Below are 22,850 nucleotides of genomic sequence, written 5' to 3' on the forward strand. Positions count from 1 at the left end.
CCGCGACGATCTGCGCGCATGATCCCGAAAAGTGCGAAGCGGTTTTCGGGATCATGCGACGTCAAGGAATTATTCGAGGCGGCTTATCGCCGCCTCGATATCGGGCGGAACTCAGGAACCCTTGCCGCCGCACTTGCCGGTGGAAACGTTGAAGTTGCCGCAGTTCATCGGCATGCGCCAATCCGAGATCAGGTCCTTGCTGTCAGGCAGGTAATCCGACCATTCCTTGCCGACCACTGCGGGGGTTTGCGAAACGACGTCGAACTGGCCGTTTTCCTGCACTTCGCCGATCAGCACGGGCTTGGTGATGTAATGGTTCGGCATCATGGTGGCGTAGCCGCCGGTAAGGTTTGGAACGGAAACGCCGACGAGTGCGTCGATCACCTTGTCCGGATCGGTCGTACCGGCCTTTTCGACGGCCTTCACCCACATGTTGAAGCCGATATAGGCGGCTTCCATCGGGTCGTTGGTGACGCGCTTGTCGTTCTTGGTATAGGCATGCCATTCCTTGATGAATTCGGCATTGGCGGGCGTGTCGACGGACTGGAAATAGTTCCAGGCGGCGAGATGGCCAACCAGCGGCTTGGTGTCGACGCCGGCAAGTTCCTCTTCGCCGACGGAGAAAGCGACGACCGGAATGTCTTCCGCCTTGACGCCCTGGTTGCCGAGCTCCTTGTAGAAGGGAACATTGGCGTCGCCATTGATGGTGGAGACGACGGCGGTCTTCTTGCCGGCCGAACCGAAGGCCTTGATCTTGGAGACTTCCGTCTGCCAGTCGGAGAAGCCGAACGGCGTGTAGTTGATGATGATGTCTTCGGCGTTGACGCCCTTGGACTTCAGATAGGCTTCAAGGATTTTGTTGGTCGTGCGCGGATAGACGTAGTCGGTGCCTTCCAGAACCCAGCGCTGCACGCCTTCATTCTGCATCAGATAATCGACAGCGGGGATCGCCTGCTGGTTCGGCGCTGCGCCGGTGTAGAACACGTTGCGCTCGGACTCTTCACCCTCGAACTGCACGGGGTAGAACAGGATCGAATCCAGTTCCTTGAAGACCGGCAGGACCGACTTGCGCGACACCGAGGTCCAGCAGCCGAACACGGCCGAGACCTTGTCCTTCTGGATCAACTCGCGTGCCTTTTCGGCAAACAGCGGCCAGTCGGATGCCGGATCGACGACGACCGGCTCCAGCTTCTTGCCGAGAACGCCGCCCTTCTTGTTCTGCTCGTCGATGAGCATCAGCATGGCATCCTTCAGCGTCGTTTCCGAAATCGCCATGGTGCCCGAAAGCGAATGGAGAACGCCGACCTTAATGGTGTCGTCGGCGGCAAAAGCTCCGTGGAATGCGGTCGTCGACATGATGGCGCCCAGAAGCGCGCCGGAGACAAGAGTCTTCAGTTTCATGCGTAGTTCCCCTCTTTTTGTCTGCCCGCAACAGTTCGTAAACAAAGATTAACCGTTGCCTGCCGCGACTATCCGGCAGCGCCAGGGGATTCCACATACGTAATATGACGTAGGAGACGGGGCGAAATGTGCAGTATATCCGCAGTCCACGCACTTAAGGGCCGCTGCATTCCGTGTTACGACGTCGGTTAGATTTGAAGACTGCTGAAGGGTGGGCATGGCGGCGCGGCAACGCATCATTCCGGTGAGACGCGAATATAACCGCTGGGTGGCAAACCAGACGTTGGAAGACTATGCGCTGCGCTTCACCGCCAAAAGCGCCAGGCAATTTTCCTCGCAGCGCATTTCGCAGACGGCAATCGGCGCCATCTCCTTCCTGGCGCTGGAGGCAATCGGCGGCGCCACAACACTCTCCTACGGCACGACCAACGCCTTCTATGCCATCATCGTCGCTAGTATCGTCATGCTGGCGATCGGCCTGCCGATCAGCCGCTATGCCATCCGACACGGGGTCGATATCGATCTCCTGACCCGCGGCGCGAGCTTCGGCTATATCGGCTCGACGATCACCTCGCTGATCTATGCCGGCTTCACCTTCATGCTGTTCGCCATCGAGGCATCCATCATGTCGGGGGCGCTGGAGCTGACACTCGGCATACCCCTGTGGGTCGGCTATATCGTCAGCGCCGTCATGGTGATCCCGCTGGTGACGCACGGCGTCCGTCTGATCAGCCGGTTCCAGCTCCTGACCCAGCCGTTCTGGATCGTCCTCAACATCCTGCCCTTCGTCTTCATCGCCTTCTCCGATTGGGGGAAATTCGACCTCTGGCGGGCGTTCGCCGGTATACATCACGCGTCCGAGGCATCGGGAACGGCCGCTCCCTTCGATCTGGTGGAATTCGGCGCTGCTTCCGCCGTCATCCTGGCGCTGATGTCACAGATCGGCGAACAGGCCGACTTTCTGCGCTTCCTGCCGCCGGAAGGCCGCCGCAAATGGCGGCATCATCTGGTGATCTTTCTCGCCGGTCCCGGCTGGGTACTCATCGGCGCGCTGAAGCTGCTGGCCGGCTCCTTCCTCGTCGTGCTGACGCTAAGTTCCGGCGTGCCGGCCGATCGCGCCGCCGATCCGGCGCAGATGTATCTCACCGCCTTCGGCTACATGATTCCCTGGCACAACGCCGCACTGCTGTTGATGGCCGCTTTTGTCGTGGTCTCGCAGCTCAAGATCAATGTGATGAATGCCTATGCCGGCTCGCTTGCCTGGTCGAATTTCTTTTCGCGGCTGACCCATAGCCATCCCGGCCGCGTCATCTGGTTGGTCTTCAACGTTGCCATTGCCCTGCTGCTGATGGAACTTGGGATCTACAGGCTGCTGGAGGAAACCCTCGGCATCTTCTCCATCATCGCCATGGCGTGGCTCTGCACGATCTCCGCCGATCTCTTCATCAACAAGCCGCTCGGTCTTGCCCCTCCCGGCATCGAGTTCAAGCGCGCCCATCTCTACGACATCAATCCCGTCGGCCTGGGGGCCATGGCGCTCTCGGCGGCGATTGCCCTCATCGCCCATTTTGGCGCGCTTGGCACTATCGCCGCCTCGCTCGCCCCCTATATCACCTTGGTCATTGCCCTCATCGCCTCGCCCACACTCGCCTGGGCGACCAAGGGAAAATTCTATCTCGCCCGCAAGCCGCGCCAAAGCTGGAAGAACCTCGCCACCATCACCTGCTCGGTCTGCGAACATCCTTTCGAGCCGGAGGACATGGCCTGGTGCCCGGCCTATGCCGCGCCGATCTGCTCGCTCTGTTGCTCGCTGGACAGCCGCTGCCACGACATGTGCAAACCGAAGGCGCGGCTTAACACGCAGATCGGCACGGTCGCCAAGACCCTGTTGCCGGAGACCGTCGTCGCCAAGCTCGCCACCCGTCTCGGCCGCTACGGCATTGCAGTCGCGGTGGCGTTGACGGCCGTGGGCGCCATCCTGGCAATGATCGCGCATCAGGTCGGCTCCGCCTCGCCCGAGACGGCGCAAGTGGTCGACCGCACCATCCTGATCGTCTTCTTCGTCTTTGCCGTCATTGCTGGCGTCGTCTGCTGGTTCTATGTGCTCGCCCACGACAGCCGCGTCGTCGCCGAGGAGGAATCCTCGCGCCAAAATACGTTGCTGCTCAAGGAAATCGCCGCGCACAAGAAGACGGATGCGGCTTTGCAGAGCGCCAAGGAGGCGGCCGAAGCCGCCAACCGCGCCAAGAGCCGCTACGTCGTCGGCTTGAGCCACGAATTGCGCACGCCGCTCAACGCGGTACTGGGCTATGCCCAGATCCTCGAGCATGACGAGACCATTCCCGCGCCCCGGCAATCCTCGTTGAAGGTCATCCGCCGCAGCGCGGAGCATCTCTCCGGTCTGATCGACGGGCTACTCGACATTTCCAAGATCGAGGCCGGCCGGCTGCAGGTTTATTCCAACGAGATCAACATCCAGGACTTTCTCGACCAGATCGTCGACATGTTCCGCCCGCAGGCGCAGGCCAAGGGTCTTGTCTTCATCCATGAACGTTCCGCCGCCCTGCCCGATTATGTCCGCACCGACGAAAAGCGGCTGCGGCAGATTCTCGTCAACCTGCTCTCCAACGCCATCAAGTTCACCGATGCGGGCAGTGTGCGCTTCGAGGTCGGCTATCGCAGCCAGGTCGCGAGTTTCACGATCGCCGACACCGGGCGCGGCATCGCCGAGAAGGATCTCACCCGCATTTACGAGCCCTTCCAGCGTGGCGAGGCCGACAGCGTCCGCCCCATGCCGGGCCTCGGCCTTGGACTGACCATTACCCGGCTGCTCACCAATACGCTCGGCGGCGAAATCTCCGTTTCCAGCGAAAAGGACAAGGGTTCGGCTTTCAAGGTGCGCCTGATGCTGTCGGCGGTGATCCGGCCGATGAAGCCGCCGGCGCAGGAACAGCGGATCGTCAGTTACGAAGGGCCGCGCCGTACCATCGTCGTCGTCGACGACAATGAGGATCATCGCGAGCTGATGCGCGAAGTGTTGTCGCCGCTCGATTTCATCGTGCTGACGGCCACCGGCGGGCCGGACTGCCTGACCTTGATCGAGGGCATCAAACCGGATCTTTTCCTGGTCGACATCTCCATGCCCGGCATGAACGGCTGGCAACTGGTCTCGCGGCTGAGGGAGAACGGCCAGATGGCGCCGATCCTGATGCTGTCGGCCAATATCGGCGACCGCGCCGCTGCCAAGGACAGCGACGACAGCCATAATGATGCCATCGGCAAGCCGGTCGATATCCGCCAGCTTCGCGACAAGCTGGCGCTCCATCTCGGCTTGAAATGGATTTATGCCGACGCCTCCGCCCCGGTCGCACTGAGGCCGCCAGCGCCCTTGATAAGCCCGGGGCTGGAGCATGTACGCGAACTGATGCGGCTCGGCGAAATAGGCTATATCAGGGGCATCGAGGCAAAGCTTGCCGATCTCGCCAAGCTTGATGAAAACAAACCCTTTACCGACGCCATGCGCATTCATGTCCAGGCTTTCGATCTTGACGGCTTCCTGAATGTGCTGCGCACCTTCGACACTGAAAAGGTAGAACAGATTGACTGAGCCCGCACTTCCCCGCGACATAGTCTTGCTGGTGGACGATTCGCCGGAAGCTCTCGGTTTCCTGACAGATGCGCTCGAGCAATCCGGCTTCTCCGTGCTGATCGCCACCTCCGGATCGGCGGCGCTCAATATCGTCGAGCGCATCACACCCGATCTCATCCTTCTGGATGCCGTCATGCCGTCGATGGATGGTTTCGAGACCTGCCGCCGGCTGAAGGCCAATGCGGGCATCGCCCAGATTCCCGTCGTCTTCATGACCGGATTGACCGAAACCGAGCATGTTGTGCATGCGCTGGAATCCGGCGGTGTCGACTATCTCACCAAGCCGATCAATGTCGATGAACTGCGCGCCCGCATCCGCGTACACCTGCGCAATGCACGCTCCGCCCAGAGTTCTCGGGTGGCACTGGACGTCGCTGGAAGACATTTGATGGCGGTTCGCCGCGATGGCTCCGTTCTTTGGTCGACCCCGCAGGCAACTCGTCTTGTCAATGCCGCGTCCGGCACCGATGAAGGCTTGAACAGCCTAGCCGCACCGATTGCCGATTTCATCGTGGCACGTGAAAATGCCGGAGCTGTTTACGACACGACATTCGCCGTGAAAATCAAAGGAGAAGCGGCGCTGCAACTTTCGTTTTTGGGCACGATCGGAACCGACGAGTACCTATTTCGATTGACCGCTACGAAACAAGTGCCTGACAACGAGATCCTGCGGCAACGTTTCAAGCTCACGCAACGAGAATCTGAAGTGTTGCTTTGGATTGCCAAAGGAAAAGCCAACAAGGATATCGGAGAGATACTGGGTCTTTCCGCCAGAACCGTGAACAAGCATCTGGAACAAATCTATATTAAGCTCGGCGTGGAAAATCGCTCTTCAGCAGCGGTGATGGCGGCATCCGCGTTTCACGAAAATTGAAATGTCAACTTTTGAGCTGATGGAACGCTCGTGCTCCCATGTGCTCACCGCCGGGTGGGCCGGCCAGAATACCAGGTCCATCGTCCACAGTATTCGCCCGAGTTGCGCGGCTATCCGGCAAGTGGTTTCGCTCACCGCAGCAGCGACGAAATTGGAAATGCAGTGTTAACGATTGCTCAAGCACAATGGTAAGCTATTAGAACCTTTCGCCACTTTGATTCCGAAACCGCGAGCGACATCACACAGATGATCGTCTCGACGTCTCGGGGAGACACCCGCATGCTCCCAAGATTTAGCATTTTCAAGCGCCTCGGCTTCGCTGCCGTGGTGGCATCGCTCTGCGGTGCGGGCCCGGCATTTGCCTCGAGCAATGCATCGGCCATTCCAGGCTGGCTGGCGGGATATGTTGGCGAAGGGAGCGGGCAGATTGCACCAGTCGTGCTGGAACGGGCTCGGGCACTTTATCTGGAAAAGGTTGCAGAGGGACGTGTGAGAAACACATGCTATTTCGCGATGGACGCCACGCGTCCTAACGATCGTACCGGCGGAACGACAGGCGGCCGGTTCTACATGATCTGCGAAGCATCCCGGTCATTCCGCGTGATATCGTCAGGGCATGGTGGTGGCCGCAATCTGCAAGGGGTCGCCAACTTTTCCAATGGGCGGGAGTGTGCAAAAAACTTCGGCAACGCAATGGATTCCAATCTGACGGCCGGTGGCGCATATCTGACAAATGAGATCAAGACGACCTTCAAAGGCTATTATCGTGCCTCTCCCAATCAGGATGCAGTTCTGACGCGCTCGTTCGTGCAGTTCGATGGCATCGGCGACACTGCAAACGCCAGGCAGCGTGCCATCGGTGGACACGCCGCGGCGCTCGTCTCGGGGATATGCATGCAGAAAAAGCCGGAAAGCCCCTACGCAAATCGTCAGGGGTACGTCCCATTCGGCAAACTGGTCACCTATGGGGGCGGCCGCAGCGATGGCTGTACCAGTTGGTCGCCGGAAGATGCCGCGCAAGTGCTGTCGATGGTCAAGGATAACCCGACGACCCTTTATATCTATCCGGAGGCCCGTGACATCAGTGCCGTTGCGCGTGCCATAGCATCTGGCCAATCGCCGGCCAAAAACGGTTCTTACTGGAACGCCTCATGCCTCAGCGAGATCGGCGCGCCACAGTTCTGGCCGAAGGAGAAGCTCGAGCCAATCATCGCCCAATACAAGCAAGATCATCCAGCGCCGCCACCGCGCCCCATTCCCCTTTGCGAAGCTGTGTCCAACTGAGAAGCCGCACGTTCCGGGCAGGACGGCTCTCCATTGATGAAGTTTGCGTTTGCCGAGGCTTGGCACGCGGACAGCAAAATCGTTCCAAGCAGTGTTCCATCTTTAAGATGATCTTGTTTGCCGCGGCTGATTGCGTCCTCTAGCGTCCCCGTTAGTGCTGGCCGCTGAGTTTGCCGCGTTTTGGCTTGCCCGCCCTGCCCTGCCTTTGAGGATAGTGAAGATAAACCATGACCGTCGCACAGTTACCAAACGAGACCGCACTGCCGACACTCGATCTCTCCCGCTTCTACGGCACCTCGGAGGATCGCCAGGCTTTCGTTGCGGAGCTGCGCGGCGTCCTCCACGACCATGGCTTCTTCTACCTGCAGAACCACGGCGTCGATCCGGACTTGATCCGCGATGTGGTGGCGACCGCGAAACGTTTTTTCGCGCTGCCGCTGGAAGAAAAGCTCAAGATCGAAATGGTGAAGTCGCCGCACTTCCGCGGCTATAACCGTGCTGGGCAGGAACGCACTCGTGGCCAACAGGATTGGCGAGAGCAGCTCGACATCAACACTGAAAGCAGCCCCTTCGAGATCGGTCCGGACACGCCAGCCTGGCGGCGTTTGCAGGGGCCAAACCAGTGGCCGGAAGCGCTGCCGGAACTCAAACCGTTGTTGCTTGCCTACCAGGCGGAGGTCACGCGGATCGGTATCGATATTCTCAAGGCGATTGCGGTGGCTCTCGGCCAATCTGAAAACGTCTTTGCGGAGATCTATCAACCGCAGCCTTCACAACTTTTGAAAATCATCCGCTATCCCGGTCGCGACGCTGCCGAGACGGACCAGGGCGTCGGCGCCCACAAGGACGGCGGCTTCGTGACCGTATTGCTTCAGGACACGGTTCCGGGCTTGCGCGTGCGCACGGAGGACGATCTTTGGATCGATGCTCCACCGGTTCCCGGCACCTTCGTGATCAACACCGGGGAACTGCTCGAACTGGCGACGAACGGTTTCGTGCGCGCGGATGTGCATGACGTCGTTGCGCCGCCGGCGGGCGTCGAACGCTTCTCGGTGGCATTCTTCCTCGGCTCGCGACCCGACGCGACAATTCCGGTCATCGATCTTCCAGATGATTTGAAGCTTGCCGAGCGAGGCGTCTCGGTCGATCCGCTCAACCCCATTTTTCGGGAGGTCGGTATCAATCAGTTGAAGAGCCGCTTGCGTTCACATCCCGACGTCGCCCTCGCCCAGCATGCCGATTTGCTGACGACGGAGCAGCTTGCTGCCGGCAAATAGGCTGATCGTAATCTTACAAAAGCTTCACTCGCGACGGAGCGCAGTTTGATCTATTAACGTCATTGCTCGGTTGGCGCGAAGCCGAACTGCGTCTCATGAAGGACCATGAGGCGTGATGCGCCTTGTGTTTCTTCTGGAGGAACCGCTGATGCTGACGGACGACAAGACATCATCGATCCCATTTTCACTGTTGAATGTGACCGAGCGGCTGAATTGCATCGACTTCCTGACGACGACAATTACGGATCTTATCTACACCGTCGCGGCCGATACCGATTCAAACACCGTGTTGACGCTCCTTGAGATCAACTGGATGCTCACGGTGATGCGCGAGGAACTCGCGATGTTCGACAATCCGTCAAGCGCCGAGATTATCGACCGTGCCTTTGGCCTGATCCGCGCAATGCAAACGCTGGCAGACGATCGCCCTCTTCCTGGAACCTTTCACTAGCGATCCCGCCTCAGATTCCGTCGTTCTTCCAGGTCTTACCTGCGATCGTCGTGGGGTTCGGCGCTCGACACTTGCGAGCCGTCAGGACCCTTAGTACAAATGTTCAGGATGTTCTTGCGTGAGTGATGATCATGGACGTCGAAAAGGCGATCGCGCTGATCTCTGCGGCCGGTATCGAACTAACGGACAGGCGCCGCATAGCCACCGATGACGGCTGGTCCCTCAGCTTCTCAAACGGAACTGAACTCCAAATAAGCGATACCGGCAAGATGGCGGTTTCTGGCAAAGGCGCCGAGACCGTCGCCCGTCTGCTCGATCTGCCCAGCAAGCGGCATCGAGCAAAACACGACCGCTCACGTCCTCACTCCAACGGTTCGTAGCCGTCGGTGAGTGTTCCGAGGAAAGATACGACATCGTCGATTTCGGCGGGCGAAAGCGCGGGCTCGTCGCCTGCCTTGCGGTCGAAAGGTGGGTCGGTGTTTATGTTGGCTTTTGCCGCCTCCGGCAGATCATCGTATTTATCGACGCTCCCGTCGGGTTTGCGGGGATACCAGCGCTCCGGATGGGTCTCACGTTCCACGTAGAAGCGTACGGCGTCCCGCAAAGAATGAACGTCGCCATTGTGGAAGAAGGTCTTGCGAAGAGCGACGTTGCGCAGCGTTGGTGTGCGAAAGAGCCCGCAATAATCCTCGCGTCCAATGAAATCGGTGCGCAAGGGACCGCATAGGCCAAGATCGTAGAACGCCGGATCCTTGTTCGCAGGAATATCGCGATTACGGGGCACGCCGATGGCGATCAACCCATAATCGGTGAACTGCGGCGGCGTGCCATCATTTCCGCGCTGACTGACATGACAGGAAGCACAATTGCCCTTCTCGGCTGCATTGAACAGGTCCAGCCCCCTTGCCTCCTGTGGCGTGAGCTGAGCCTTGCCGGCCAGTACTGCGTCATATTTGCTCGAATAGGGATAGAAGGTCCGATAGTCCTGCTGAAAGACTTCCAGTGCCTTAACCGAGGTGCGAAAGACGATCGCCGGATCATCGACGGCCTTTGAGCCGGCAATATCGGTGATTGCCTTGGCGTAGCCCGCCGCGAGCACGCGGCCGGCGACCTCCGCTTCGCCTTTATTGCCCATCTCGAAATCAGAAAGCAGGGGAATCCTGGCTTGCTCCCAGCCGCGATCGACCCGGCCGTCCCAGGTCAGACCACCCGTCGGCCCGTTGTCGATGCTTTCGTCGGCTTCGTCCTCGGATTCAAAAAAATGCTCGGTGAAGGGCGGCACCACCTGCAGATATTTGAGCGAGGGCACCGCCCGCAGCCCGGCCTGATGCAAGTCGCCACCGCCAAGCTGCACCGCCAGGTCATTATTCGGCCCAAAGGCGTGGCTTGGGTCGTGGCAGGAGGAGCAGGCCATTTTGCTTGACGCTGACAGGGAGGGATCGAAGAAGAGGGTTTTGCCGAGTGCATACAAGGCCTGTGTTTTCAGCCGCACATCGGCCCGCGACAAAGCTTGGCCTGTGTGGACCGAGGTCATCATGAGCAACAATGAAGCGGCAGCACAGATCCCCACCCACTGTCTTGTACGCGGTTTGGATTGCATCGCTGTGCTCGCGTCCCTTCACTGCAATCTCAGGTCTCCACCTCAAAATCGATAGCTGGGTTTTAGAATCATTTCAATTAGGACTTGCGTTAGCTTCTGCCCCGGATAAGCTGCCGCGTCAGGTGAGGCACGCCCACCCGAACCAGGGGAGATCAGTTCAAATGAAATCGATCACTGCCGCGGCCGTCTGCGCGTTAAGTCTTTCTGTGACGGCTTTTGCCCCTGCCGTCGCCGGCGCCTCTGGCGCAAAGGCGGGACCTGCGCGGAATTCCGCCAGTGATCTGAAGCTGATCGACACCGTGGTCGTGATCTACGCGGAAAATCGCAGCTTCGACAATCTCTATGGCAGCTTCCCAGGGGCTAACGGGGTTTCGAAGGCGCCGGCAAGCGCACGCATCCAGCGCGATCGCAACGGCAAGCCTTTCCGTGAGCTGCCGCCGATCTGGGAGGGTCTCACCGCCAAAGGCGTGACACCACCAGTGACCCAAGCGGAGACCGAGCATCTCCCCAATCGGCCATTCCGCGCGGACGATCCCAAGGGCTTCAACCTCACCTCGAATACGATCACGCGCGACCTCTGGCACCGTTACTATCAGAACCAGATGCAGATCGACGGCGGACGCAACGACAAATTCGTCGCCTATGCCGATTCAGGCGCGCTGGCGATGAGCTCGTGGGACGGCTCGAAGACGGCGATGTGGAAGGTGGCCCAGAAATATGTGCTGGCCGATAATTTCTTCATGGGCGCTTTCGGCGGCTCCTTCTTCAACCATCAATGGCTGATTTGCGCTTGTGCACCCTATTATGCCAACGCCGACACCAGTACCGCCAAGCCTTCGATCGCAGTGGTCGAGCCGGACGGGGTGACGCTTAAGGCCGCCGCCAATTCGCCAAAATCGGCGATCGACGGCATTCCGAAATTCGTCGGCGACGGCAATCTCACGCCCGATTTCTACGCCGTCAACACCATGCAGCCGCCCTATCAGCCGAGCGGTAACGGTCCCGCGCCGGATGGCGACAAAGCATTGGCAGACCCGAACAAGCCAACGACATTGCCGCCACAGACTGAGCCAACCATCGGCGATATGCTCAGTCTCAAGCACGTGACCTGGGCTTGGTATGGCGGGGCTTGGCAGGATGTGCTCGACCACGGCAACAAGGAGCCAGTGCCGAATCTTCAATATCACCACCAACCTTTCAACTATTATGCCAATTTCGCTCCCGGCACCGCAGCCAGGACCGAGCATCTGAGGGATGGCGGCTTGGCCGGCGCTGAGTTCATCAAAGCGATCGATGCCGGCACGCTGCCGCAAGTCTCTTTCTATAAGCCGCAAGGCAACCTTAATGAGCATTCTGGCTATGCCGATATTGAGGCTGGCGACGCCCATATCGCCGATCTGATTGGGCATCTTGAAAAGAGCCCGCAATGGCCGCATATGCTGGTCGTTGTCACCTATGACGAAAATGGCGGCCTGTGGGATCACGTGGCACCGCCTAAGGGCGACCGTTGGGGACCGGGTTCGCGCATTCCAGCAATTATCGTCTCGCCCTACGCGCGGCACGGCTATGTTGATCACACGCCCATGGACACGACCTCGATCCTGCGTTTCGTCACGCGCCGCTTCGAGCTCCCGACGCTGCACGGCATCACCGTGCGCGACGCTGCTATCGCCGCCCATAAGCAGAAGCCACTCGGCGATTTGACCAGCGCACTCATGCTCAAGAACAAGTGAGATGTAGCTGCAGTTTTGGTCCCATCGCTCAGTGAAATGACGGCCCGTGGCTTTCGTGCGACGTTTGTCTGTACCTCTTCGGTGAAGATCGTGGCTCAGACGTTGTATATTGAAGAGGCATTGGACGAGCTTCATGCACTGGTAAGGCCCGCTTCCCTTAAGCGAGACATCAGCCTTTGTCAGTCGCTGTTTTCTCCCGACTTGACTATCACCAGTCTGATCCGCGCAATGACTATCCATTTTACGAAAAAGCGCCCGAATTACCTCCGATTGAAGGCACTTTTTTACCTTTATGACAGCTTCATGACAGCCTGAGCGCGACCTAAATCTCTGATATTCGCGCAATATTCGTTGACGCATTGCATGACGCTGCGCGCAATTTTCGCTTCTGCCGGTCCTATGATGGTAACTTGCAGATCATTTGAGTGATTACAAATGCTGTCGGCTATTTCATCCCGTATTGGCACAAAATTAGCGGTGCTTTCCGCAATCGGCATTCTCATGGTCGCGACCATGCTTCTCGTCGTCTTGTATGGTGGCCAGATGATCGGCGAACGCTCGGCGCTTCTGAAGGATCAACTTATTGTTTCCCGCAATTTGGTTGATGCGAAAGCGTCGCTGCGTGGAATGCAGATCGGCGTTCGCGATCTCCGATTGGCCTCGTCACCGGAAGACCTAGCTAAGGCCGTGGACTATTTGGCAGCGCGCCATCATTCGGTGATCAACTATCTCGATCAAGCGTCAGCCGAGGTAAAGCTACCCACTGATCGGGACCGAGTGCAGACGCTCAAATCCCTGAGTGAAAATTTCTTTGCCATGACAGCCGAACTCGTCGATGTCATGAAGACGAAATTACAGAGCCAAGATGCCTCCCCCGCCATCCAAGCCAAAACAGCGGAGATCCAGGCAAAACTTCTGCCCATCTCCGATCAGGCAGCGAAACTATTCGACGAAGGTGTTGAGGCGGCAAAAAAAGCGGCGAGCCAGGCTGACGACGACGCGAAAGCGGGTGCAACACTGATCCTGCTGCTCAATCTTGGAATCGGATTGCTGGCGATTGTCACACTGATCGTCTCCGCCCTGTACGGTTCAAAGGCGATTGCACGCCCAATCAACGTTTTGACCAACAGCATGAGCGAGCTCGCCGCGGGAAATCTCGACGCAGGAGTTCCCTACGCCAACCGTCACGACGAAATCGGCGCGATGGCGCACGCGATCCAGGTGTTCAAGCAGAATGGGATCAAGGTTCGAGATTTGAACGCCCAGGAAGCCGCGTTGCAGGCCAAGAGCGCCGATCTGCAGACGAGTATCGCTGCAGTTGTGTCCGCCGCTGTTGCGGGCGATTTCACGCAGCGGATCACGAAGACTTATGACAATCCAGACCTCGACCATTTTGCGGCGGGCGTCAACGAACTGGTGGCCTCCGTCGACAGTGGCATTGCCGAGACCCGCCGGGTTATTGCAGCCCTTGCAGAAGGAGATCTGACCGAAACGATGAGCGGAGATTTCCAGGGAGCATTTGGCGAACTGAAGGACAACGTCAACGCAACGATGATCAATTTGCGCTCCATACTTGGCGAGGTATCCCGCGCAATCGAAACGATCAACAGCAACGCCGGAGAGATGCGGACCGCATCTGACAGCCTGTCCAAGCGCACCGAGCAACAGGCGGCCTCGCTCGAAGAAACATCCTCTGCACTCGAGGAAATCACCGTTGCCGTGAAGAATTCCACCGCCCGGGCGTCGGAAGCCAGCCATATGGTCGACGAAGCACGCAAGAGCACGGAGCAATCAAGTTCCGTCGTCAAGGAAGCCGTTGCGGCGATGGGCAGGATCGAGCAAGCCTCAGGCGAGATTGGTCAAATCACCAATGTCATTGATGAGATCGCCTTCCAGACAAACCTGCTTGCACTAAATGCCGGCGTTGAGGCCGCCCGTGCCGGGGACGCTGGCAAGGGCTTCGCTGTCGTTGCTCAGGAAGTCCGCGAACTGGCACAGCGATCGGCAAATGCCGCCAAGGACATCAAGACGCTCATCAATCGCTCCGGCGAGGAGGTCAGCTCTGGCGTAAAGCTTGTCACAGCGACGGGCTCGGCGCTCGCAGCGATTGAAAGTCAGGTCGTCAAGGTGAACGAGCATGTGTATTCCATCTCGACTGCCGCGCGGGAGCAGTCGACGGGTCTTTCCGAAGTCAGCATCGCTGTGAACCAGATGGATCAGGCCACGCAACAGAATGCGGCAATGGTGGAGGAATCGACTGCTGCCACCAACGGCCTGGCAGACCAAGTCAGAACGCTTCGCGATCTCATTGCACAGTTCAAGCTCGGAGCAGCGATGGCGCCGCGTCTGGTTGTTGGGACAGCGAAACCAGTTGCGTCGCCGGCACGGGCACTCGGCCGTAAGCTAGCCAATACCTTCTCCGGCAACACGGCGGTTGCTCGCAAGGCCGATTGGGAGGAGTTTTGATGCGGGACTGGCTGCCCCCTAGTTTCGGCATCGCAGCGGGATACAGAAGTAGGTAGTCACAGACGAAACACGACCCGACATAGCTCGGGTTGTGCTCGCTTTAGAGTTTTGAGGTGCGGTACGGGCGTCATCATACGTGCTGCAGAGAACGGCCTTCTCGTCTCAACGGTGGGTGTCTGAAGTTCGTGAATTCAACACGGTATCAGCATAAAACCCCGCCCCATGGGCTGCCCGATCCAGCTCCTCGCGGAAATCCGGGTGGGCCAGCGCAATCAGTGCCCTTGCTCGCTCGGCCACGGACTTGCCCTTGAGGTTCGTCCATCCATATTCCGTGACGACGATATGCGTGTCGTTGCGCGATGTCGTCACCGGCCCGGTCAGTGCCGGAACAATGCGCGAGAGCGTGCCCTTCGCCGCGGTGGAATGACAGGCGATGATTGACCGCCCTCCCCGCGAAGCATAGGCGCCACGCACGAAATCGACCTGACCGCCGGATGCACTGAACTGCCTGCCGTTCATGAATTCCGAATTGCATGCCCCATTCAGATCGATCTGCAGCGTCGCGTTGACTGACACAGCCCGGTCGTTCCGAGAAATGACGAAAGGATTGTTCACATAGTCGACAGGATGGGCTTCAATGTCCGGATTGTTGTGCAGGAAGTCGTAAAGCGACTGATCTCCCAGCGCAAAGGTGAAGATCGACCGCCCGACATGTGTCTGCTTGCGGCTATTGTCGACCACGCCCGCCTTGACCAGATTGGCAAGCCCCACCGTCATCATTTCCGTATGGATGCCAAGGTGGCGATGTTGCGAAAGCCGCGAACACACCGCATCCGGCAAGGCGCCGATACCCATTTGCAGGCAATCGCCGTCTTCCACCAGGCCTGCAACGATCGCACCGATGGCATCGTCCACTTCATTGCTCGGAGCGGCCGGCAGGATCGGCAGACCGACGTCATTTTCGACCACCGCCGTGACGGCCGATACGGGGATCATGCAATCGCCTCGCACATAGGGCATCTTGGCATTGACTTCGAGGATCAGCCGAATTCCTGGCTTTCGCGATACTGTGAGCGCATAGTCGGTACTTGCGCCGAGGCTGAAATTGCCATCCGCATCCATCGGCGCGACTATTGCAATCAGGGTATCTACTCCGACGTGCTCCACCAGAGAGCGCGGCACCTGGCTGAAATGGCAGGGCACCAGGTCGACAGCCGGCAATGCTTCCGCCGATCGCCTCTTGTCGAGCGCACGCTCCACGCCTCCGTGAAAGTAACTGATCGGAATGATCCGGTGGCAGAGGTCGAAATCGAAGACGCTGGTTCCCGCAACGCCAGTACAAAGAAGATAGTGGAGCCGCACATTGTCGACGGCTCCCGCCCGAGCTCGCTCGGCCAATGCCGCAAGAATGGCAGGCGGCTGACCGGCAGCTATCGGCATCGCCACCTTCGCGCCAGACGGGATCAGAGCGACGGCCTCCTTTGCGGATCTCAGCCGTTCGCGATACTGCATCTGATGGATAGTCGTCATTGGGCCCTCCTCCCGCTGCTATTTTTCAGAATAAATCAGCATCGATTTCCATGTTCACATCCTCACCGGCATTTACGACGGTTGCGGGCGTTATCGTCTGCCGCAAAACATGCTTTATCAAAGCAGCGATCATGCCCTCATAGCAATTCCTGCACAACATCCAGCGAGGATACGGTTGAGCGCATGAAAGCGAAGAATTTCGCTCGATCCATGAGGTTTTCTTTCTTAAGAGGGATACGGCCGCGTGAAGAGCCAGCCATACCGCGACCTGTCTTCAGTTTGGTTTCATCTGGCGGTGGTACCAAACCTCGCGCGAACCAAACGCCCACCCGGTAAATTGTACGCGCAGCATGAGCCATAACCGGTGCTCTGGTCCTGCCTCACTGCCACGAGGCAGGACCTCTTCGTTCGTTTGCGTCCCTTTCGAGGGGACGGCTATTTCCGTCCCCTTGCCATACGTTGGGAGGCCGCTAGGTCACATTACCCAGGCCAGCACTCGGAGGGATAAGTTGGTGTATGATTGGAGCGGCGTCAGGACACGCCGGATAAAGGTACTGAAGGTGGGAATTTCACTTATGATCGCGGCCGCTGCTCTGGCAGGCCCGGCGATGGTGCTGCTTCGGTCGCATCATTGAAGCCCAAGTGCCACATGCCCATGGGCGGCCTGCACAGCCGCGATCCGAAACGGCACACGCCTCAGTGGATATTAATCTCGCATTTCTGAAGCTAGGAGGTTTGCTCTGGTTTAAGCACGCAGCCGGCGATCTACTGTACGTGCTGAAGCGGGGCTCCCATGCGACGGCCGGGAGTCCCGAAACAACCTTGGTCGGGAATGCGGGACTCCCGTCATCGAGCCTGGAGTTTCGCGGCCGCTGTCAAGAAGTCATCGATCTGCTGGGAGCGCCTAGTATTGATGCCGTTTGAAGCCACGTCCCAAGGTTAAGCTGCAATCGGCGCATCACCAGCCAATGCCTGAACGCTAATTTCTCCGATCACCGCTTGCGCACGAACTCGGTGCGCAGGACCAACCCCTTGATCGCGTCATGCCGGCAGTCGATCTCTTCCGGGTTGTCGGTGAGCCGGATCGACCTGATGACCGTCCCTTGCTTGAGCGTCTGGCCGGCGCCCTTTACCTTGAGATCCTTGATCAGAACCACGGAGTCCCCATCGGCCAGCACATTGCCGGATGCGTCGCGGACCTCCGCAGCTTTCGCGGCCTCCGCGGCGATCTCCGAAGCCGGCCGCCATTCGCCGCTCAGTTCGTCGTAGATGTATTCATCGTTCTGGTCGCTCATGTATGCCCGCCGGGTTGCCTTGTTAACTGTGTCAGTTGCCGTCACGCTCGTAGCATGGGCGGCCAAACTTGTGTGAGCCCTCTATCTTGCAAGCGCCATAAAATCAAATCGGCTAGCGTTGTTCGAACTCGGTCGGGTGGTTGCATCAGCCGCTGGAGTGCTTCCTGTTCGGTAACTCCTGTGGAACCTGGCCCTTGTCCCACACAAAAAGCCCCTATCCGGTTAGGGATAGGGGCCAGTTGCCATGAAGTGCTTGATTTCAATCGTCGGAGGCACGTCCGACCATTGAATTAGAACATGATAATGTCGTTTGTGATATACACCCTTTGGCCTGCGGATAGGGCCTGTTCGACATAGAGGCCCTATTCTTGATGGTGCGTGTCGACCGATTTTCGTAGCATCGGTGAGAAACGCGACGACAGCACCCGTTAGCGAAATTCCGGATGAGCGCAATCAGCGCTCTTGCCCGCTCGGCTACTGCAGACCGAACTTCCGAACGGCAAAATCCAGAAAGCTTCGCAGCTTCGGCGTCATCCGCCTGTCAGGTGCATAAAGCACATGCAACGGGCGGGCAGGCGGTTCGTACTCTGGCAAGAGCCTCACCAGGCGCCCGTCCCGGATTTCTTCGACCACCAGCTCGTGCGGCTGCAGTAGTACCCCCATACCGGCAACGGCAGCGGCGCGTAGCGCTTCGCCGCTGTCGGTCGAAAACCTGCCAGCGATCGGGACGGATATGACGCCACCCGGTCCTTCGAACGCCCATTGCGTTCTAAGTGATGTGTGCGAAAACACCAGGCATTCGTGCTGTTGCAGCTCTTCGGGCTTGGTCAGTTTTTCGGCCGACTTCAGATAGGAGGGTGCGGCACACAAAACCAAACGAAGAGGCGCCAGCCCTCTCGTCAGCAGTCGGCTGTCCGGGAGCTCTCCAGTCCGGAAGACAACATCGAAACCCTCCTCCACAAGGTCTACGGTGCGGTTGGTCAGGCTAAGGTCCAATGACACTTCCAGGTGCCGCTTCAAATATTCCGGTATTTCAGGCGCGAGCGCGTGACTGCCGAAAGTGATCGGTGCACTGACTCGAAGTCGTCCTCGCGGGATTGAGCGGGTTTCAGCAATCAGTGCCTCGGCTGCCTCCATCTCCGCCATGATGTTCTTGGCATGATCGTAGAATATGCGGCCACTGTCGGTGAGGCTTTGTCTACGCGTGGTGCGGTTCAGCAGCTTGATGCCGAAATCCTGCTCCAGCGCCCTTAGTTGCTTGCCTGCCAATTGGGATGACATACCGAGTTCAGCGGCAGCAGCCGAAATTGAACCTGCTTCGACGGCTTTCACAAAAACCTGCATGCAAGCCAGTCTGTCCATTTGAAACTCATCGTTTGTTATCATGATCCTGTTCGAAAATTTATTCCCAATATTTTCATATGTACAAGTGCCTTCCATCTGATCGCGGTTGCCTTCCGCAAAGCCTGCGGTAGGCCCAATTCAAAGGAGCACTTGATGTCATCATTCGCGAAAAAAGCAGTTGTAGCCGCCGTCATGGGCAGCACTGCGCTGGCCTCAAACGCAGCACCCACCAGTGCGTCCGAGGTCGAAAAGCCTGTCGTTGTGCTTGTGCACGGCGCTTTTGCCGACGGATCGGCATGGAACAAAGTCATTCCACTCCTCCAAAAAGAAGGGCTCAAGGTTGTTTCGGTGCAGAACCCGCTTACGTCGCTGGCAGATGATGTAGCAGCCACGCGGCGCGCGCTGGATACGCAGACCGGTCCGGTCGTTCTGGTGGGTCATTCCTGGGGCGGCGTCGTCATCACGGAGGCTGGCCAGCACGAGCACGTCAAATCGCTGGTTTATGTCGCCGCGTTCGCTCCCTCGGAAGGTCAATCGGTTGCGGATTTGTCCAAGGACTATCCGGTTCCCTCGGGTTTCGCCCACATCATCGCGGATAAAGAGGGTTTCCTGACACTCAGCCTTGAAGGGGTCGCACAGCACCTAGCCCAGGATCTTCCGGCGGATGAAACACGGCTGATGGCGGCCACGCAAGGTCCTGTCCGCGGCAAGAACTTCGAGGAGAAAGTAAGCGATGCTGCCTGGAAGACGAAGCCTTCATGGTACATCGTCAGCGAGCAGGACCGCATGATTCAGCCGGATCTCCAGAAAGCGATGGCAAAGAAAATCTCGGCCCATGTCGTGAGCTTGCCGGCAGGACACACGCCGCAACTATCGCAGCCTGCGGAAGTAGCAAAAGTGATTCTGGCGGCGACGGCCGATCTGTCGAAATAGCAACACATGATGCGCGCTGGCATCAGCGTGCCGCTGTTAATCTATGCCTTTCGTGAGCTCAGTGCAGTCTGCGCTCACAGAACGCACGCTTGGCAGCGTTGCGACGACTTTGCCCATCGCCAACCGGGCGCCTCCTGACAGCCTTCTGTTCAAGCATCCACTTAGATGCAAGCCTTGCAGGGATTTGGCTTCCGCTTCGATCATTCCGCTGCACTAACAAGCGAAAGCCATAGATGACCGCTCTTGAGGAACACGAACCGTGATCCCAAGATCAGCGATGCTGAAACAGCTTGAAGTGCTCGATTTAAGCGGACATTCGATTGCCGAGGACAAATTTGTATCGCTCTGGCCGGATGAAAAATTCCGACCACTCAGCGCAGGCACCATGATCGAAATAAGAGGTTCGTTCGAGGACAAGCAAGACCGCATTTGCGGCAACGCCGATCAAGGACGATATTCGAGATGGGACAGCGCGCGCGCCGATCGCTATCTCGGCGGAGCCAATATCGGCGCCCGCTTTGTCTTTGAGGAGGGCATAGGTCGGTCGTTGTTCGGCCGTTTCCAGATCCAGCTCGGCCATGACGGCGGGCATGAGACTTCGGCCTAAGGCTATGGGCTCGTCATCTACCATGTGAAGGCGCTCCAACAGCGCGCATTTTGCTCCTAACAACGAGACAAACGCCGACGGCGTTTCAATCGCGGTCAGTTCGACGATCCGCATCGTGGCATCGAAGCCCTGCACTTTCAGTGACTCGTGAAAGCTGCGCAGGGTATCGATCTGATGGCGGACCTGCTTGCCGGCGACGAACGTGCCCTTGCCTTTCCTACGCTCGATCAGCCCGTCCTTATCGAGCTGCTCAAGCGCGAGGCGGACGGTGACGCGGCTGACGTCGAAGCGCACCATGATCTGCGATTCCGATGGCAGTCGCCCCGAGGGCTCATATGCCCCTTCGGCGATCTCGCGACGAAGGCGATCGGCGATCTGGAGATACATTGCCACCGGATTGTTGCGTATCAGGCTCATCTATTTTCCATCGAGGTTAAAAAGACCACGGACTCTTGCAGCTTTGGAATACCGTTCTCCTTTGCCGCCGGACAAGGGAAGGCTCCGCGTTGATAACTTGTATTATAATGTATTAAAAACTGGGGCAATTCCAACGTCGGATTATTCGAACGCGATATGGCATTTGTTTCCCCAGCACGGCAGCTTTCACGCGGCGCGACTTTTTCGGTGAATGGCATGGGTTTCTACTATCCCGAAAGCCGACGCAGCATATTCGAACGGTTTTCCCTGGAAGCCCGTCCGGGAGAATTTGTCGCAGTCCTCGGTCCCTCCGGATGCGGCAAGTCGACATTGCTCAATCTGTTGTCCGGCTTCCTGCGCCCACAAGCGGGTCATATCACCATAGACGGGGCGTCGGTTGTGCCGGAGCATCCGGCACTCGGATATGTGTTCCAGTCACCCAATCTTTTCCCCTGGCTGAGCGCCCTGGAAAATGTCCGCTTTGGCCTTCGTATGAATCGTAAGGGATCGCTACAGGAGCAAAAGGCCGTCGCCCTGCATTTTCTGCGGCTTGTCGGCCTGGGAGAACATGCGGACGAACCGCCTCACCGATTGTCGGGCGGCCAGCGTCAGCGCGTCGCGCTTGCGCGCTCGCTGGCACTTGAGCCGCGCCTTCTGCTCATGGATGAACCGTTCGCAGCACTCGACGCCATGACGCGCTCTTCCCTCAACGACGAACTGCTCCGCATCTGGTCGAGCTTGGGCCAGACCGTGCTGTTCATCACGCATGACATCGACGAAGCGATCTATCTGGCGGATCGCGTCCTGGTCCTCGGTCTGCCTCCGACCGGCATCACGGCAGAAGTGACAATCGATTTGCCGCGTCCTCGCGATCAGCGAGGCACGCGAGCCAATCCTTTGTTTGCGCAACTGCGCGAACGGCTCGCCGAACAAATCGCCGCCGTCATGATCAGCAATCAACGCGTTACCTGAAGGGAACCATCCGATGAAACGCATTCTACCTGCAGCTCTTCTCGCGCTTGCTGCTGCCTGGCCCGCTGGTGCGCAGGAACCTTCGCCGCTTCGCATCGGCTGGGTCCAAGCCATGGCGAATGCGCCGGCCCTCATCGCCGAGGAGAAAGGCTACTTTCGGGAAGAGGGATTGAACGTCGAGCTCAAGGGTTTTGGCGACGGCCCCGTCATTCAGCAGGCGGTGGCGGGAGGGGAAATCGACGTGGCCTATATCGGCGCCCCGCCCGTCTATCAATGGGCCGCGCGCGGGCTCGAAGCGAAGATCATCGCCAAAGTGAACTATGGTCAGGCAGCCTTGATCGCAAAAGCGGATGGCTCCATTCAATCGCTCTCAGACCTCAAAGGCAAGAAACTCGCTGGCGTCAACAGAGGAAGCGGCATGGACGTGCTGCTGCGCGGCTTCGTCCTGAAGGAGACTGCCGGCCTCAATCCGGACACCGACCTCCAATTATCGCAGATGCCCGTGGGCAACATGAACTCTGCCCTTGATACAGGCGTGGTGGATGCAGCCTTTTCATGGGAGCCATTCATCAGTCAGTCTGTGCTTCGCGGCACTGGCCGGGTCGTATTCGACGTGAATGGCGCCCTGCCGGGCTATCCATGGTATGTCGTGGCAGCACCTGCAAAAACGTTGAAGGAGCGGCCGGACGACCTCGTCAAATTGCTGCGGGCCAATGCCAAGGCCATCGCATTTCTCCGGGAGAACCCCGAGGAGGCCAACCGGATCATCGCCCGGAGTTTCAAGCTGGAATCCGTGAAGGCCGCGGACGGAAGCGTGGTTCCGCCGGAAGCGATCGTTGCGGAAGCCAGGAAACGCCTTGGCTGGTCCGCTGAAATCGAGCTGTCCGACCGCGCCTTCATCCAGCGCCTCATCGATTACTCCGTTAACCTCGGCATTCTCAATAAGCCGTTGAACGTCGATGACATCATTGACGACAGTTTTGCCGCGAAAGCGGCCGCTCAGCGGTGAGATCCGAT

Annotated in this window: 17 protein-coding genes; 11 read left to right on the forward strand and 6 right to left on the reverse strand. The window is 58.4% G+C overall.

What is annotated here, in order from left to right; genetic code table 11:
• Positions 1-111 precede the first annotated feature (111 nt).
• Complete coding sequence (gene urtA, locus NXC24_RS33710) at positions 112-1,401, reverse strand: urea ABC transporter substrate-binding protein (protein ID WP_104827586.1); 1,290 nt, start codon at positions 1,399-1,401, stop codon at positions 112-114.
• Positions 1,402-1,618: 217 nt separating this feature from the next.
• Between urtA and NXC24_RS33715 the strand changes: the two genes are divergently transcribed.
• From NXC24_RS33715 to NXC24_RS33740, 6 genes are all read left to right on the forward strand, one after another.
• Entirely contained in the window at positions 1,619-5,008 is a 3,390-nt protein-coding gene (locus NXC24_RS33715; RefSeq protein WP_104827587.1) for an ATP-binding protein, read from the forward strand.
• A complete protein-coding gene (locus NXC24_RS33720) occupies positions 5,001-5,924 on the forward strand; it encodes a response regulator transcription factor (protein WP_104827588.1) in 924 nt (307 codons plus the stop codon). The genes NXC24_RS33715 and NXC24_RS33720 overlap by 8 nt, the downstream gene beginning before the upstream one ends.
• A 279-nt stretch (positions 5,925-6,203) precedes the next feature.
• The gene (locus tag NXC24_RS33725) at positions 6,204-7,208 is read left to right on the forward strand and encodes a hypothetical protein (RefSeq protein ID WP_104827589.1); all 1,005 of its coding nucleotides are present in this window, start codon (positions 6,204-6,206) and stop codon (positions 7,206-7,208) included.
• A 227-nt stretch (positions 7,209-7,435) separates the two neighbouring features.
• On the forward strand, positions 7,436-8,485 hold the full coding sequence (locus NXC24_RS33730; RefSeq protein ID WP_104827590.1) for a 2-oxoglutarate and iron-dependent oxygenase domain-containing protein: 1,050 nt from the start codon (positions 7,436-7,438) through the stop codon (positions 8,483-8,485).
• Between the two features lie 115 nt (positions 8,486-8,600).
• Positions 8,601-8,936 carry a hypothetical protein gene (locus tag NXC24_RS33735; RefSeq protein WP_104827591.1) on the forward strand — a complete coding sequence of 112 codons (336 nt, stop codon included), beginning with the start codon at positions 8,601-8,603 and terminating at the stop codon, positions 8,934-8,936.
• 131 nt (positions 8,937-9,067) lie between these two features.
• Positions 9,068-9,316, forward strand: coding sequence for a hypothetical protein (locus NXC24_RS33740; RefSeq protein WP_104827983.1), 249 nt, complete (start codon positions 9,068-9,070; stop codon positions 9,314-9,316).
• Here NXC24_RS33740 and NXC24_RS33745 read toward each other — a convergent pair.
• Positions 9,298-10,473 carry a cytochrome c peroxidase gene (locus NXC24_RS33745; RefSeq protein WP_245464212.1) on the reverse strand — a complete coding sequence of 392 codons (1,176 nt, stop codon included), beginning with the start codon at positions 10,471-10,473 and terminating at the stop codon, positions 9,298-9,300. The two genes, NXC24_RS33740 and NXC24_RS33745, sit on opposite strands and share 19 nt — an antisense overlap.
• Before the next feature lie 224 nt (positions 10,474-10,697).
• Between NXC24_RS33745 and NXC24_RS33750 the strand changes: the two genes are divergently transcribed.
• Positions 10,698-12,269 carry an acid phosphatase gene (locus tag NXC24_RS33750; RefSeq protein ID WP_104827593.1) on the forward strand — a complete coding sequence of 524 codons (1,572 nt, stop codon included), beginning with the start codon at positions 10,698-10,700 and terminating at the stop codon, positions 12,267-12,269.
• A 435-nt stretch (positions 12,270-12,704) separates the two neighbouring features.
• Positions 12,705-14,735: a methyl-accepting chemotaxis protein gene (locus NXC24_RS33760; protein WP_104827595.1), complete on the forward strand. Its 2,031-nt coding sequence runs from the start codon at positions 12,705-12,707 to the stop codon at positions 14,733-14,735.
• 162 nt (positions 14,736-14,897) lie between these two features.
• Here the strand turns inward: NXC24_RS33760 and NXC24_RS33765 are convergent, their stop codons facing one another.
• The 3 genes from NXC24_RS33765 to NXC24_RS33775 form a co-directional block, all read right to left on the reverse strand.
• On the reverse strand, positions 14,898-16,265 hold the full coding sequence (locus NXC24_RS33765; protein WP_104827596.1) for an acetyl-CoA hydrolase/transferase C-terminal domain-containing protein: 1,368 nt from the start codon (positions 16,263-16,265) through the stop codon (positions 14,898-14,900).
• Between the two features lie 992 nt (positions 16,266-17,257).
• Positions 17,258-17,560 carry an alkylphosphonate utilization protein gene (locus NXC24_RS33770; protein WP_104827597.1) on the reverse strand — a complete coding sequence of 101 codons (303 nt, stop codon included), beginning with the start codon at positions 17,558-17,560 and terminating at the stop codon, positions 17,258-17,260.
• Positions 17,561-18,034: 474 nt separating this feature from the next.
• Positions 18,035-18,922 (reverse strand): LysR family transcriptional regulator, encoded by an 888-nt coding sequence (locus NXC24_RS33775; protein WP_104827984.1) that lies wholly within the window; start codon positions 18,920-18,922, stop codon positions 18,035-18,037.
• Between the two features lie 135 nt (positions 18,923-19,057).
• On the opposite strand from NXC24_RS33775, the gene NXC24_RS33780 reads away from it, so the two are divergent.
• Entirely contained in the window at positions 19,058-19,837 is a 780-nt protein-coding gene (locus NXC24_RS33780) for an alpha/beta hydrolase (RefSeq protein WP_104827598.1), read from the forward strand.
• A 304-nt stretch (positions 19,838-20,141) separates the two neighbouring features.
• Here NXC24_RS33780 and NXC24_RS33785 read toward each other — a convergent pair whose 3' ends face one another.
• Positions 20,142-20,861: a GntR family transcriptional regulator gene (locus tag NXC24_RS33785; protein ID WP_104827599.1), complete on the reverse strand. Its 720-nt coding sequence runs from the start codon at positions 20,859-20,861 to the stop codon at positions 20,142-20,144.
• 216 nt (positions 20,862-21,077) lie between these two features.
• On the opposite strand from NXC24_RS33785, the gene NXC24_RS33790 reads away from it, so the two are divergent.
• Together NXC24_RS33790 and NXC24_RS33795 are read left to right on the forward strand one after the other, a co-directional pair.
• A complete protein-coding gene (locus NXC24_RS33790; RefSeq protein WP_104827985.1) occupies positions 21,078-21,833 on the forward strand; it encodes an ABC transporter ATP-binding protein in 756 nt (251 codons plus the stop codon).
• A gap of 13 nt (positions 21,834-21,846) precedes the next feature.
• Positions 21,847-22,842, forward strand: coding sequence for an ABC transporter substrate-binding protein (locus NXC24_RS33795; RefSeq protein ID WP_104827600.1), 996 nt, complete (start codon positions 21,847-21,849; stop codon positions 22,840-22,842).
• Positions 22,843-22,850 lie beyond the last annotated feature (8 nt).

Origin of the sequence: Rhizobium sp. NXC24 (genome assembly GCF_002944315.1) — a bacterium.
GTDB lineage: Bacteria > Pseudomonadota > Alphaproteobacteria > Rhizobiales > Rhizobiaceae > Rhizobium.